The following is a 14,229-nucleotide window of genomic DNA, read 5'->3' as shown; positions in this document are numbered from 1 at the left end:
AAAGCGTGAAAAATTCGGTGAAAGGCTTGAGGCCCGCGCATGACTCTGATATAGTTTCACCTCTTCGTTGGCCCGGTAGCTCAGTTGGTAGAGCAGCGGATTGAAAATCCGCGTGTCGGTGGTTCGATTCCGCCCCAGGCCACCAGAATGCAAGAAGCCCGAGAGTGTTTTCGCTCTCGGGCTTTTTCATTTGTGGCGTCGTTTTGTTCGGCGCTGCGGATAAGCGCATCGAGCGCCGCAACGCCTCGAGCGGCGGACGGTCAGCTCGGCGAACAATCGTTCAGCGTGATAAAATCCGCGTCGAATTAAGGACTTGCCTCGTCCTCGGACCGCAAGTCCTTTTCTTTTCGATGCCCGAAAAGCATCGGCGAATGGCTTCGCTGGTTGCTATCGGAGGCATAAGGGCCGCTTGCGTCCGACGAAACGCCACCAGCCTATACTGGGATTCGCAGATCGCCGCAGCCCGCGCGTTCAACGCAACGTCGATTATTCGACCGGCCACGCGGCGCGGATGCCAATCTCATACACGGAGTTTTCACGGTGACTCGGATAGACGCGAAGGACAGCGCCCTCGTGCTGTTTTCCGGCGGGCAGGACTCGGCCACGTGCCTTGCATGGGCGCTCGAACGCTACAAAACCGTCGAAACGCTCGGCTTCGACTATGGCCAGCGGCATCGCGTCGAACTGGAATGCCGCGACGGGTTCCGTGCAGCGGTCGTGCGTGAGTTTCCGCACTGGGCCGAGCGGCTCGGGGAAGACCACATGATCGACCTGTCCGTGCTCGGCGCAATCAGCGACACGGCCATGACGCGTGAGATCGAGATTCAGTCGACGGCGAACGGCCTGCCGAACACCTTCGTGCCGGGCCGCAATCTGCTGTTCATGACCATCGCGGCAGCGGTCGCGTATCGGCGCGGGCTGAAGGTGCTTGTCGGCGGCATGTGCGAAACGGACTTCTCCGGGTATCCGGATTGCCGCGACGACACGATGAAAGCGTTGCAAGTCGCGCTGAATCTCGGGATGGAAACGCGCTATGCGCTGGAAACGCCGCTGATGTGGCTCGACAAGGCCGACACGTGGCGTCTCGCGGAAACGCTCGGCGGCGAGACGCTCGTCGAACTCGTTCGTGTGGAAACACATACGTGCTATGTCGGCGAGCGTTCCGAACTGCACGAATGGGGCTTCGGCTGCGGCCAGTGCCCGGCGTGCAAGCTGCGCAAGCGCGGCTACGAGGCGTATCGCGCGGGCGAGCAGGTCACGATCGAACCCGTCTGAATGGCAGACGCAGAGCAGAGCGAACTAACACAGGTTACAGAGTAGTCATGACGTACGCGGTCAAGGAAATCTTTTACACGTTGCAGGGCGAGGGCGCGAACGCCGGGCGTCCCGCCGTGTTCTGCCGCTTCGCCGGCTGCAATCTGTGGTCGGGCCGCGAGGAAGACCGCGCGGATGCGGTGTGCCGCTTCTGCGACACGGATTTCGTCGGCACGGATGGCGAAAACGGCGGCAAGTACAGGACGCCAGCGGAACTGGTGGCGAAGATCGCGTCGCTGTGGCCCGAGGGCGCGGCGCACAAGTTCGTCGTGTGCACGGGCGGCGAGCCGATGTTGCAGATCGACCAGCCGTTCGTCGACGCGCTCCATGCGGCGGGCTTCGAAATTGCCATCGAAACGAACGGGTCGATGGCCGTGTTGGAGAGCATCGACTGGATTTGCGTGAGCCCGAAGGCCGACGCGCCGCTCGTCGTGACGAAGGGCAACGAGCTGAAGGTCGTCGTGCCGCAGGACAATCAACGGCTCGCGGAGTATGAAAAGCTCGACTTCGAGTACTTCCTCGTGCAGCCGATGGACGGCCCGTCACGCGACATCAACACCAAGCTCGCGATCGACTGGTGCAAGCGCCATCCGAAATGGCGGCTGTCGATGCAGACGCACAAATATCTGAATATCCCCTGAAAGACGATCGAGCCGACGTGCAGACGATTACCCGAAAACTCGAATTCGATGCGGGCCACCGCATTCCCGATCACCGCAGCCAGTGCCGCAACCTGCACGGGCATCGCTACGTGCTCGAAATCACGCTGCAAGGCGAACTCGTCGATACCGAAGGCGCGCCGGATCGCGGCATGGTGATGGATTTCGCCGACGTGAAGTCGCTTGCGATGGAGCATCTCGTCAACAAGTGGGATCACGCGTTCATCGTCTATGAGGGCGACGTGAAAGTGCGCGAATTCCTGCAGTCGATGACGGATCACAAGACTGTCGTGTTCGACCGCATTCCGACCGTCGAGAACATGGCGGCGGTCGCGTTCCGCATTCTCGCGGACGTTTATGACGCCCACTACGGCGTCGATTTGAAGTTGAAGCGCGTGCGGCTCTACGAAACGCCGAATTGCTGGGCGGACGTCGAGCGCCCGTAAGCGCCTAACGTGCGGCGAACGCCCGCGCCGTTGTCACGGTATGATCGCTCGGTGAGTCGGCCAACTCTGGCCGACGCCACGCAGTGCATGTCGATCATCCGGAGCGCAACATGCCGTCAACCATCCAGTCGTGCCCCTTCCTTGCGTCGCGCCTATCGCGCAGATTGCGCTCCCACGGAGCCGCGCGATGAGCACTTTCACCAATCCCCTCAAGCAACGTCTCGCCGATTCCGGTCCGCTCTTCGGCCTGTGGCTGTCGTTGTGCAGCGCCGATGCAGCCGAAGCGCTCGCGCACGCCGGTTTCGACTGGCTGTGCATCGACATGGAACACTCGCCGAACGATAGCCGCGATGTCGTCGAGCAGCTTCGCGCCATCGCCGCCGCGCATTTGCCGACGGAACCGGTGGTGCGCGTGCCGTTCGCCGAAGGCTGGCTCGTCAAGCGCGTGCTCGACGCCGGCGCGCGCACGCTGATGTTCCCCAACGTGCAGTCGGCGGAGGAGGCGGCGCGCATCGTGCGGCTCACGCGCTATCCGACCGAGGCGCAGCTCGAAGGGCTGCGCGGCGTCGCAGGCGCGGTGCGCGCGGCGGCATACGGCATGCGGCGCGACTACGTGTCGGGCGCGAACGAGCAGATCGCGACCATCGTGCAGATCGAGTCGGTGGCGGCGCTCGGCGCCGTCGATGAGATCGCTGCGACCCCGGGCGTCGATTGCCTCTTCATCGGCCCGGCGGATCTCGCCGCGAGCCTCGGCCATCTCGGCGATAGCAAGCATCCGGACGTGCTCGCGGCCATCACGAAAATCGCGGACGCCGCAAAACGCGCAGGCAAGGCCAGCGGCATTTTCGCGCTCGATGTCGCGAGCGCGCGGCAGTACGCCGAGGCGGGCATCAAGCTCGTTTCGATTGCCGCCGACGTGATGTGGCTTTTGAAGGCGACGCGGCAGGCGTTGCAGGAGGCCCGAGCATGAAGGGCGCATGGCGTGGCGGCGTGGCGGCGGCATCGGCTGCGCTCGTCCTGACGACGGCGGGCGGCGCGCACGCGCAAGCCATGCCGAAGCCGACCGATCTCGCGACGCAGAACGCCGTCGCCGATTACAACGCGGGCAACCTCGTCGCCGCGCGCTCGGAATTTCGTCGCGCGGCGCAAAAGGGCAGCCGTCTGGCGCAATTCAATTACGCGATGATGCTGCTCAACGGCGAAGGCGGCGCCGCCGACGTGCCCGAGGGCAAGAAGTGGCTGCGCCGCGCCGCCGATGCGAACATGACGCACGCGCAGTACGTCTACGGCAAGATGTACGACGACGGCGAGTTCGTGGACAAAGACCCGGCGGAAGCGCACCGATGGTTTCTGCGCGCCGCGAATCAGGGGCATGTGCAGGCGGAACTGGCGCTCGCGAATCAGTTTCTGGACGGCCGAGGCACCGCTCGCGACAACACGCAGGCGTTCACCTGGTACAAGAAGGCCGCGCAGGGCGGCGACATGACGGCGCAGTATGTCGCGGGATCGTTCTACGAACGCGGCGGCGATGGCGTCGAACGCAATCTCAACGTCGCGCGCGCGTACTACGCGGCGGCTGCGGCGCAAGGCGATCCGGCAGCGAAGCTCAAGTACCTGCAGTTGAGCGCCGAACTGGAGCAGCAAAAACCGCCGCCACAGGCGCAGCCGCAGTAACCGCTCGTCGCGCTAGCTCTGCATCAGCCGCTTCTGTCGCGCGACGCTCATGATGAGCCCGACCGCGACGCCGAGCGTGGTCAACGCCGTGCCGCCGTAACTCATGAACGGCAGCGGCACGCCCACGACGGGCAAGATCCCGCTCACCATGCCGATGTTGACAAACGCATACGTAAAGAACGCGAGCGTGAGCGATCCGGCCAATAATCGCCCGAAGAAGGTCGCGCCGTTCGCCGCGATATACAGTCCGCGCGCGATCAGGGCCATGTAGAGAAAGAGCAGCACCAGCCCGCCCGCCAGCCCGAATTCTTCCGAGAACACCGCGAAGATGAAGTCCGTGTGCTTTTCAGGGATGAATTCGAGGTGCGCCTGTGTACCCTTGAGCCAACCCTTGCCGAGCGTGCCGCCCGAGCCGATTGCAATCACCGCCTGAATGGTGTGGAAGCCCTTGCCGAGCGGATCGGACGTCGGATCGAGCAGCGTGCAAATGCGGTGCTTTTGATAATCGTGCATCAGCGGCCAGTTGACTTCGGGCTGGCAGATGCGGTCCTGAAACACCGCGACGCTCGCCACGACGATTACCGCCGCCGCCAGCACCGGCACGATCAGCTTGAAACTGAGTCCCGCGAAATAGATGACGAACACGCCCGCCGCGAACACGAGCACCGCCGTGCCGAGGTCCGGTTGCTTCGCGATGAGGCCGACGGGCAGCATCAAAATCACGAAGCCGACAATGTAATCCCACCAGCGAATATTGCTTTCGCGCCGCTGGTAGTACCAAGCGAGCATGAGCGGCATCGCGATCTTCATGATCTCGGACGGCTGAATGACAACGCCGACGTTCAGCCAGCGTTTCGCGCCCTTGCGCGTGAGTCCGAATGCGGCCACGGCGACGAGCAGCGCGACGCCCACTGTATAAAGCGGCACGGCAAAGCGCATGAGCGTCTGCGGCGGAATGTTCGCGAGTATCCACATCAGGCCGAACGTCAGCATGATGTTGCGCAGCTGGTCCTCCACGCGGCCCGGCACGTCGAGACTGGCGCTATAGAGCGTCACGATACCCACGCATAGCAGCAGAAAAACGATCAGCGCGAGCGGCCGGTCGAAGCCGGCGAACATGCGCTTCGCGCGTTCGATCCACACGTGCTTGTCGAATTGCAGATGCACTTGCATGCCGATTTCCTTATTCGTCGATGCCGCCGGTCGGCGCGATCGTGCGCACGCCGTTCTCCGCGTTGCCGCGCACCATCGTGGGCGTCGGCTCCGTCGGCGCGCTCTTCTGGCCGCGCTTGCGCCCCGGCGCAGCCGACGCAGGCAGCGCGGCGGCGGGCGCGGATGCCGGGCGGCCAGCCGGGACAGCGGGCGCGGAAGCTGCCTTCGCGACATCCGGATTGGACGCAGCGGACGGCGAGAACGCCGGCGACTGATTCGCCACCGACGCGGGCAGCGCGGCCGCAGCTGGCGATTGCGTGCCGCCGATCACCGGCAGGCCCGCGTCTTCCGTCGCGGAGGCAGCGGCGGCCACGGCGGCCGCTTCGGCGCCCGGCTTCATCCGGTCCACCAGGTAGTAATCGAGCACCTTCCGCGCGATCGGGCCGGCCGCTTCCGCGCCCCAGCCGCCGTTTTCAACGATGAGCGCGAGCGCGATCTTCGGGTTCTCCGCCGGCGCGAATGCGATAAAGAGCGCGTGATCGCGCAAATGCTCGGCCGTGGCGTGGCCGTGATAGTTCGCGCCCTGAAGCGAATAGACCTGCGCCGTGCCTGTCTTGCCGGCGGCGAGATACGGCGCGCTCGCGAACACCTTGGCGGCCGTGCCGTTCGTCACCACGCCTTCCATCGCGCGCTTGATGACGTCGATGTCCTGCTGACGCACCGCGATTTTGTCGCTCGGGTCGCGCACGACCGGGCGTACCGCCTTGCTGAGCGGGTTTTCGATATCACGCACGAGGTGCGGCTTCATGACGACGCCGTTGTTGGCGAGCGTCGCCGTGGCGTGCGCGAGTTGCAAGATGGTGAACGAGTTATAGCCCTGACCGATGCCGAGGCTGATGGTCTCGCCTTCATACCAGCGCTGTTGCTCGGGCTTGCGATACGCCTTGCGCTTCCATTCCGTTGACGGAAGAATGCCGCGCGCCTCGCCCGCGATGTCGATGCCGGTGATCTGCCCGAAGCCCCACGGCTTCATGAAGCCCGCCATCGCGTTCACGCCGAGATCGCGCGCCAGCATGTAGAAATACGTGTCGTTGGAGACGACGATGGCGCGGTTCATGTCCACCCAGCCCTGACCCGAACGCACGTCGTTGCGGAACGTGTGACCGCCGAACGTGAAATAGCCGGGATCCTGAAAGCCCCAGCCGGGCGTGCGCTTGTGCAGCGTGAGCGCGGCGAGCGCCATGAACGGCTTGTACGTCGAGCCCGGCGGATACGTGCCATGCAGCGGACGGTTCAAGAGCGGATGGTCCGGCGAATTATTGAGCGCGTCCCACGTCTGCTGATCGATGCCGTCGACGAACGAATTCGGATCGAAGCTCGGCGCGGAGACGAACGCGAGCACGTCGCCCGTGGAAGGCTCGATGGCGACGAGCGCGCCGCGCTTGCCCGCGAATGCCTGCTCGGCCACCTGCTGCAAGCCGATATCCAGCGACAACACGAGATTATTGCCCGGCGTCGCCTGCGTGCGCGACATCGTGCGAACCGGGCGGCCGCCCGCCGTCACTTCCACTTCCTCGAAGCCGGTCAGCCCGTGCAGTTCCGTCTCATAGCTCTGCTCGACGCCGATCTTGCCGACGTAATCCGTACCCTTGTAGTTGTTCGCATCGAGACGCGGGTCGTAGTGATCGGAGTTCTCGTCGTTCTGATCGCTTGCATCGTCGATGCGCTCCTGATCGCGCTGCGAAATGCGGCCGATATAGCCGATCACGTGCGCCGCCGTCGTGCCGAGCGGATACTGGCGGAACAGACGCGCGCGCACTTCGACGCCGGGAAAGCGGAAGCGTTGGGCGGTGAACTTGGCGACTTCTTCGTCGGTGAGACGCGTGCGGATGGGCAGGCTTTCGAAATTCTTCGAGTCCTCCAGCAGCTTCTTGAAACGCCGCCGGTCGCGCGAATCGATAGGGATGACTTCAGAGAGACTGTCGATGACTTCGTCGAGCGTGCCGTTGATCTTCGACGGCGTGATTTCGAGCGTGTAGGCGGAATAGTTCTTCGCCAGCACGATGCCGTTGCGGTCCGTGATGATGCCGCGGTTCGGCACGATGGGCGCCACGGAGATGCGGTTTTCGTTCGCCTGCAACGAGTACTTGCTGAAGTGCCAGACCTGCAGATAGAGAAAGCGCAGTCCGATCAGGCCGAAGCAGACGAACACGAACAGTCCCGCCGCCGCGACGCGCAGGCGGAACTTCGACAACTGTTGCTCGGTGTTCTTGATTTCGGTCATGCAGGTTTCGCGAGTGGTTCGCGCTTCTTTCGCGATTCAAGTGTAGTCGGCGCGCGGGCGATTTTTGGCCGCCGTGTCGCGCGCGGCGCTCAGATGGGGCGCGTGTCGTCGGGATCGGCTGCGCGCCGTTGCGGCATGAGGAGCAGGAAGCTCGCGACCGGCCAGAGCAGTGCCTCGATGAATCCGTTCGTGAGATAGCTCCAGCCGGGGAACGCCGCGCCGGTCATCAGACGGATGATGAACGGCACGAGATGCGCGCCGATCAGCAGCGGAGCGACGACGAACGTCTGCACCGGCAGCGACATCCACAGCACGCGCCGGTGAATGGTGATCGCGCCGTAGGACAACAGCGTGTACGCGAGCGCGTGCTCGCCGAGCAGGTTCGCGCTATGAACGTCCATCAAGAGCCCGAGCAGGAACGCGATGCCCATGCCGACCTTGCGCGGCTGCTGCACGTTCCAGAAAAGCAGCACGAGCGCGACAAAGTCCGGCACGCCGACGAGTCGGCCCCACGGCACGAGGTTCAGCAGGAACGCAGCGGCCAGGCTGAACGTGATGAAGTACGGATTGACCGGCTGAAGGATGTACTGCGGACGGTTCATCGCGCGGCTCCGGACGAAGCAGGTTTCGGCGCGTGCGCCTTCTTGCCCGATTTGGCCGATGCGCTCGATGCCGCTTTCGGCGCGGCTGCCTTCGCGGCGGGCGCCGACGCAGCCACAGCCGCCGACGCGCTTGCCGGCGCGGATGCGGCAACCGGCGCGCTCGCGCCCGCAGCCGCCTTCGGCGCAGACTTCTTCTTGCCCTTGTTTTCCTTCGCTTCCTTGGCCGCAGCGGCCGCTTCGACTTCGATCGGATTGGGCGGCACGTTGACGTTGTAGTGAAGCACGAGAAGTTGGCGCGCGCCGCGCACCGCCGCGACCGGCACGCAGACGACGCGTGCGAACGCCGTGTCCGCCTGCTTGTCGACGCGCAGCACCTCGGCGACCGCGAGCCCCGGCGGATACACGCCGTCGAGTCCGCTCGTCACGAGTTGGTCGCCGGCCTGCACGTCCGCGCTGATCGGCACGAAGCGCAAGTCGAGCGTATCGCCTTTCGGCGTGCCGTAGATGACGCTGCGCAGCCCCGTGCGCGCGATCTGCACCGGCACGGCCTGATCCTTGTCGGTCAGCAGCGTGACTTCGGATTGCAGCGGAAAGACGCGGGTGACTTGTCCGATCACGCCTTCTTCATCCACGACAGGCGCGCCGTCCTGAATGCCCTGCTGTGAGCCCTTGCCGATGACGACCTTCTGCGTGAACGGATCGCGCGTGTCGTACTGGATTTCGGCGGGCGTGGTCTGCGTGGTCGCGCGCGATTGCAGGTTCAGGAGCGCGCGCAGATGCGCGTTCTCGATGTTGAGTTGTGCAGCGTCGCCGGCCTTGATGGACAGTTCGAGGTTCTTGTCGGCGAGCTTGCGGTTCTCGCTGCGCAACGTCGCGCTTGTGACGGCGAGATCGGCTGCGCCCATGAAAATGTCGCGCGGAACGAGCGCCGCGCGCTGCAGCGGGTACAGCCCGGCGCCGAGCATGCCGCGCACGATTTCGAGTGTGTTGTAGCGGACGTCCGTGACCAGCAGCGCGATGGCCAGCACCACGAAGAAGATGAGGCGTGCGAGCGCCGAAGGGCCTTGCTTGAAGAGTGGCGGCGGACTGTATTCCATGGTCAGCGCCGAGGGCGTGAGCGGGTGGATGATGCTGCAGGCTGTTTCGCTTGTGGCGGGACCTGCCCTACGCTGTTTCGACAAAGGCCCGGACGGGTGCCGGGCCGTGCGCGCGTCGCGTTACGCGGCATGCTTTGGCGTGCGCTTCGGCGACGCGTCGATAGACGAACGCGAGACGCCGAAGCCGGCGATCACTCGTAAGAGAAGATGCTGCCGAGCTTGTCCATGCGCTCGAGCGCCATGCCCGAACCGCGCACTACGCAGGTCAGCGGATCTTCGGCGACGAGCACCGGCAGCCCGGTTTCTTCCGCGAGCAGGCGGTCGAGGTCGCGCAGGAGCGCGCCGCCGCCCGTCAGCATCATGCCGCGCTCGGCGATGTCCGCGCCGAGTTCCGGCGGCGTCTGTTCCAGCGCGATCTTCACGGACGAAACGATCTGGTTCAGCGGATCAGTGAGGGCTTCGAGGATTTCGTTGCTCGAAATCGTGAAGCTGCGCGGAATGCCTTCGGACAGGTTGCGGCCCTTGACTTCCATTTCCTTCACTTCCGAGCCGGGGAACGCCGAGCCAATTTCCTTCTTGATGGCTTCAGCGGTTTGTTCGCCGATCAGCATGCCGTAGTTGCGGCGGATGTAATTGACGATGGCTTCGTCGAACTTGTCGCCGCCCACGCGCACGGAACCTTTGTACACGATGCCGCCGAGCGAGATGACGCCGACTTCCGTGGTGCCGCCGCCGATGTCCACGACCATCGAACCCGTTGCTTCCGAGACCGGCAGGCCAGCGCCGATTGCGGCCGCCATGGGTTCTTCGATGAGATACACCTGCGATGCGCCCGCGCCGTGCGCCGCTTCCTTGATGGCGCGGCGCTCGACTTGAGTGGAGCCGCACGGCACGCAGATGATGATGCGCGGCGACGGCGAGAACATGCGGGATTCGTGTGCAGTCTTGATGAACTGCTTGATCATCTGTTCGGTGACGGTGAAGTCGGCGATCACGCCGTCCTTCATCGGCCGAATGGCTTCGATGTTGCCCGGCACCTTACCGAGCATTTGCTTCGCTTCCTTGCCGACAGCCTGAATGGTCTTCTTGCCGTTCGGGCCGCCTTCTTGACGGATGGAGACGACTGACGGCTCGTCGAGGACGATGCCCTTGCCGCGCATGTAGATCAGCGTGTTGGCGGTGCCGAGGTCAATCGCCAGGTCGTTGGAAAAATAGCTGCGCAAAAAGCCGAACATTCAAAAATCCTGTCTCGCTGGGTAGCCGTGCCTCGCTAAGAGCGCCGGGGACGGCAGCGGAAAAAATAACGGTTTGCCGGGACGGCGAAACGGGCCGCCGTGAATGCAAATCCGAGCAGAAATCTACCGCGGAATTGAACATGCCACGCAAACGTTTCTCGAGATGCATCGATTCAGGGAGAAAGCCGCTGACAGGTCGATCCGGATGTGGGTCGAACGTGTAATGATACCTTATAATTTGGGGGTTTCTATAGGAAAAGGACGGCACTTTTTGCCATCCTCGGCCCCGCTTCGACGGCTTTCCGCCAGGTTCGTAACTGACTGTTACAGCGAACCTTTTCGGCGTGGGAGTTGTTCATGTTTTTCTCCGGTGATCCCATGTCATTGACCCTGACCGACGTTAAACGCATTGCGCATCTCGCGCGGCTGGAACTGCCCGACCACGAGGCAGAACCGACGCTTGCGCGGCTCAACGACTTCTTCGGTCTCGTCGAGCAGATGCAGGCGGTCGACACCTCCGGCATCGAGCCGCTCGCGCATCCTATCGATGCCATCGAGGAGGTCGCGCTGCGACTGCGCGACGACGCTGTTTCTGAGCGGATCGAGCGCGAAGAGTTCCAGCGTTGCGCGCCGGCCGTGCAAGACGGGCTCTATCTCGTGCCGAAGGTGATCGAGTGAGCGTCGCGCATCGGCCCATTGGCCCATCGGAACAATGATCTCGCGCGTGGCGTGAAGCGCCGCGCTCATCAGGGAACTGCAATGCATCAGAAAAGCTTGACCGAACTGCGCGCCGCGCTCGACTCGAAGGCAATCTCCGCCGTCGAGCTGGCGCAGTCGTACCTGCAACGCATCGAAGCCGCGAAGGACCTAAACGCGTTCATCGGCGTGAATCCGGAACTGACGCTGGAACAGGCGAAAGCCGCCGACGCGCGCATCGCGCAGGGCAACGCCGGGCCGCTCGCCGGCCTGCCGATCGCGCACAAGGACGTGTTCGTCACGCGCGGCTGGGCGTCGACGGCCGGCTCCCACATGCTGGAGAACTACGCGAGCCCGTTCGATGCCACCGTCGTCGAGCGACTGAACCGCGCGGGCATGGTGTGTCTCGGCAAGACGAACATGGACGAGTTCGCCATGGGCTCGTCCAACGAGAACTCGTACTTCGGCGCAGTGAAGAACCCGTGGGACGTGAAGGCCGTGCCGGGCGGTTCATCCGGCGGTTCGGCGGCGGCTGTCGCCGCGCGCCTCGCGCCGGCCGCCACCGGCACCGACACGGGCGGCTCCATCCGCCAGCCCGCGTCGTTCACCGGTATCACCGGCATCAAGCCGACGTATGGGCGCGTGTCGCGTTACGGCATGATCGCGTTCGCGTCGTCGCTCGATCAGGGCGGCCCGATGGCGCAAACCGCCGCCGACTGCGCGCTGCTGCTGAACGCAATGGGCGGCTTCGACGACCGCGACTCCACGAGCCTGCAACGCGAGAACGAGGATTACACGCGCTATCTCGGCAAGAACTGGAGCGAAGATGCGGACAAGCCTTTGAAAGGCCTGCGCATCGGCATGCCGAAGGAGTACTTCGGCGCGGGCTTGGCCGACGACGTGCGCGCCGCTATCGACGCGGCGCTGAAGCAATACGAAGCGCTCGGCGCCACGCTCGTCGAAGTGTCGCTGCCGAAGACCGAGCTTTCGATTCCCGTGTACTACATCATCGCGCCGGCGGAGGCTTCGTCCAATCTGTCGCGCTTCGACGGCGTGCGCTACGGGCATCGCGCGGCGGAGTACAAGGACCTGCTCGACATGTACAAGAAGTCGCGCGCCGAAGGCTTCGGGCCGGAAGTGAAGCGCCGGATTCTGGTCGGCGCGTATGTGTTGTCGCACGGCTATTACGACGCGTACTACCTGCAGGCGCAGAAGATTCGCCGCATCATCGCGCGAGACTTTCAGGAAGCGTTCAGGCAGTGCGACGTGATCATGGGGCCGGTTGCGCCGTCGGTGGCGTGGAATCTCGGCGAGAAGACCGACGATCCCGTGCAGATGTACCTCGCCGACATCTACACGCTCTCCGTGAGCCTCGCGGGCCTGCCGGGCATGAGCGTGCCGTGCGGCTTCGGCGCGGGCGCGAATGCGAATCGTCCGGTCGGTCTGCAGATCGTCGGCAACTATTTCAACGAAGCCCGGATGCTCCAGGTCGCCGACGCGTTTCAGCGCGCGACCGACTGGCACCGCAAGGCACCATCGGCATCGGGAGTGTGAACATGCAGTGGGAAGTCGTCATCGGTCTGGAAACGCACGCGCAGCTTTCCACCGTCTCCAAGATTTTCTCGGGCGCGCCCACGCAATTCGGCGCGGCGCCGAACACGCAGGCAAGTCCCGTCGATCTCGCGCTGCCGGGCGTGCTGCCGGTCATGAACCGCGGCGCCGTCGAGCGCGCGATCCGCTTCGGGCTCGCCATCGGCGCGCACATCGCGCCGCGCAGCATCTTCGCGCGCAAGAACTACTTCTATCCGGACCTGCCGAAGGGCTATCAGATCAGCCAGTACGAGATTCCGGTCGTGCAGGGCGGACAGATCACCATCCACGTGCCCGCCAATGAAAAGGCCGGCAAGGAAGCATACGAAAAGACCGTCAATCTGACGCGCGCGCATCTCGAAGAAGACGCCGGCAAGTCGCTGCACGAAGACTTCGCGGGCATGACGGGCATCGACCTGAATCGCGCGGGCACGCCGCTGCTCGAAATCGTCACGGAGCCGGAGATGCGCAGCGCCGCGGAAGCGGTCGCGTATGCGAAGGCGTTGCACGGTCTCGTCGTATGGCTCGGCATCTGCGACGGCAACATGCAGGAAGGCTCCTTCCGTTGCGATGCGAACGTGTCGGTGCGTCCGGTCGGTCAGAAGGAATTCGGCACGCGCGCCGAAATCAAGAACCTGAACTCGTTCCGCTTCCTCGAAGAAGCCATTCAGTACGAAGTGCGCCGTCAGATCGAACTGATCGAAGACGGCGGCACCGTCGTGCAGGAAACGCGTCTGTACGATCCGGACAAGCGCGAAACGCGCTCCATGCGCAGCAAGGAAGACGCGCACGACTACCGCTATTTCCCCGATCCCGATTTGATGCCGCTCGTGATCGAGGAAAGCTGGGTCTCGCGCGTGCGCTCCGAGATGCCGGAACTTCCGGCGGACATGCAGAAGCGTTTTGTCGATACCTACGGCCTCACGTCCTACGACGCCGGCGTGCTGACTTCGTCGAAGGCGATGGCCGCGTACTTCGAAGCGGTCGTCGCGAAGGCGGGCGCGGCGCAGGCGAAGATCGCCGCGAACTGGCTCATGGGCGACGTCTCCGCGCAGCTCAATCGCGAGTCGCTCGACATTGCGGAATCGCCGGTGTCGGCGGCGCAACTCGCGCTGGTGCTGCAACGCATCGCGGACGGCACCATTTCGAACAAGATCGCGAAGGACATTTTCCAGTCGATCTGGGAAGAAAAGGCAACGGACGAAGCCGCAGCGGATCGCATCATCGAGGCGAAAGGGCTGAAGCAAATCTCCGACACCGGCGCGCTTGAAGCGATCATCGACGAAGTGCTCGCCGCGAATCAGAAGTCCGTGGACGAGTTCCGCGCGGGCAAGGAGAAGGCGTTCAACGCGCTGATCGGCCAGGCCATGAAGGCGACGAAGGGCAAGGCCAATCCGCAGCAGGTCAATGAATTGCTGAAGAAAAAGCTGGGCTGAGTCGGCGGCGCGTTGTCGCGCATGGTCTGCTGATTCAGAAGTAC

Annotated in this window: 13 protein-coding genes and 1 tRNA gene; 9 read left to right on the top strand and 5 right to left on the bottom strand. The window is 64.0% G+C overall.

The features are described from left to right. Positions 1 to 69 precede the first annotated feature (69 nt). The 6 genes from P9239_RS17620 (at position 70) to P9239_RS17595 (ending at position 4,093) form a co-directional block, all read left to right on the top strand. A tRNA-Phe gene (locus P9239_RS17620) sits at positions 70 to 145 on the top strand. 395 nt (positions 146 to 540) lie between these two features. Beyond that, positions 541 to 1,275 (top strand): 7-cyano-7-deazaguanine synthase QueC, encoded by a 735-nt coding sequence (gene queC, locus P9239_RS17615; protein ID WP_309753145.1) that lies wholly within the window; start codon positions 541 to 543, stop codon positions 1,273 to 1,275. A gap of 47 nt (positions 1,276 to 1,322) precedes the next feature. Then, on the top strand, positions 1,323 to 1,955 hold the full coding sequence (queE, locus tag P9239_RS17610) for a 7-carboxy-7-deazaguanine synthase (protein WP_309753143.1): 633 nt from the start codon (positions 1,323 to 1,325) through the stop codon (positions 1,953 to 1,955). Positions 1,956 to 1,972: 17 nt separating this feature from the next. Continuing rightward, complete coding sequence (gene queD / locus P9239_RS17605) at positions 1,973 to 2,419, top strand: 6-carboxytetrahydropterin synthase QueD (RefSeq protein WP_309753141.1); 447 nt, start codon at positions 1,973 to 1,975, stop codon at positions 2,417 to 2,419. 187 nt (positions 2,420 to 2,606) lie between these two features. Continuing rightward, positions 2,607 to 3,389, top strand: a complete 783-nt coding sequence (locus P9239_RS17600) for an aldolase/citrate lyase family protein (protein ID WP_309753140.1) — start codon at positions 2,607 to 2,609, stop codon at positions 3,387 to 3,389. After that, a complete protein-coding gene (locus P9239_RS17595) occupies positions 3,386 to 4,093 on the top strand; it encodes a tetratricopeptide repeat protein (protein ID WP_309753137.1) in 708 nt (235 codons plus the stop codon). The genes P9239_RS17600 and P9239_RS17595 overlap by 4 nt, the downstream gene beginning before the upstream one ends. Positions 4,094 to 4,105: 12 nt before the next feature. On the opposite strand, the gene rodA is transcribed toward P9239_RS17595, so the two are convergent. The 5 genes from rodA to P9239_RS17570 all read right to left on the bottom strand — a co-directional run bounded on the left by rodA (position 4,106) and on the right by P9239_RS17570 (position 10,463). Next, complete coding sequence (gene rodA / locus P9239_RS17590; protein ID WP_404979992.1) at positions 4,106 to 5,266, bottom strand: rod shape-determining protein RodA; 1,161 nt, start codon at positions 5,264 to 5,266, stop codon at positions 4,106 to 4,108. A 10-nt stretch (positions 5,267 to 5,276) separates the two neighbouring features. Next, positions 5,277 to 7,529 (bottom strand): penicillin-binding protein 2, encoded by a 2,253-nt coding sequence (gene mrdA, locus P9239_RS17585; protein ID WP_309753135.1) that lies wholly within the window; start codon positions 7,527 to 7,529, stop codon positions 5,277 to 5,279. 89 nt (positions 7,530 to 7,618) lie between these two features. Continuing rightward, positions 7,619 to 8,131, bottom strand: a complete 513-nt coding sequence (gene mreD / locus P9239_RS17580; RefSeq protein WP_309753133.1) for a rod shape-determining protein MreD — start codon at positions 8,129 to 8,131, stop codon at positions 7,619 to 7,621. Continuing rightward, positions 8,128 to 9,228 (bottom strand): rod shape-determining protein MreC, encoded by a 1,101-nt coding sequence (mreC, locus tag P9239_RS17575; RefSeq protein WP_309753131.1) that lies wholly within the window; start codon positions 9,226 to 9,228, stop codon positions 8,128 to 8,130. Before mreC ends, mreD begins: the two co-directional genes overlap by 4 nt. Before the next feature lie 191 nt (positions 9,229 to 9,419). Beyond that, the gene (locus P9239_RS17570) at positions 9,420 to 10,463 is read right to left on the bottom strand and encodes a rod shape-determining protein (RefSeq protein WP_004189550.1); all 1,044 of its coding nucleotides are present in this window, start codon (positions 10,461 to 10,463) and stop codon (positions 9,420 to 9,422) included. 378 nt (positions 10,464 to 10,841) lie between these two features. On the opposite strand from P9239_RS17570, the gene gatC reads away from it, so the two are divergent. The 3 genes from gatC (at position 10,842) to gatB (ending at position 14,185) form a co-directional block, all read left to right on the top strand. Then, complete coding sequence (gatC, locus tag P9239_RS17565) at positions 10,842 to 11,141, top strand: Asp-tRNA(Asn)/Glu-tRNA(Gln) amidotransferase subunit GatC (protein ID WP_309753128.1); 300 nt, start codon at positions 10,842 to 10,844, stop codon at positions 11,139 to 11,141. 81 nt (positions 11,142 to 11,222) lie between these two features. After that, complete coding sequence (gatA, locus tag P9239_RS17560) at positions 11,223 to 12,713, top strand: Asp-tRNA(Asn)/Glu-tRNA(Gln) amidotransferase subunit GatA (RefSeq protein ID WP_309753126.1); 1,491 nt, start codon at positions 11,223 to 11,225, stop codon at positions 12,711 to 12,713. A gap of 2 nt (positions 12,714 to 12,715) precedes the next feature. Further along, complete coding sequence (gatB, locus tag P9239_RS17555) at positions 12,716 to 14,185, top strand: Asp-tRNA(Asn)/Glu-tRNA(Gln) amidotransferase subunit GatB (RefSeq protein WP_309753124.1); 1,470 nt, start codon at positions 12,716 to 12,718, stop codon at positions 14,183 to 14,185. Positions 14,186 to 14,229 lie beyond the last annotated feature (44 nt).

This window comes from Caballeronia sp. LZ062, assembly GCF_031450785.1.
Taxonomy (GTDB): domain Bacteria; phylum Pseudomonadota; class Gammaproteobacteria; order Burkholderiales; family Burkholderiaceae; genus Caballeronia.
Note: the sequence above shows the minus strand (reverse complement) of the source record. Positions and strands in the feature narration are given on the sequence as shown.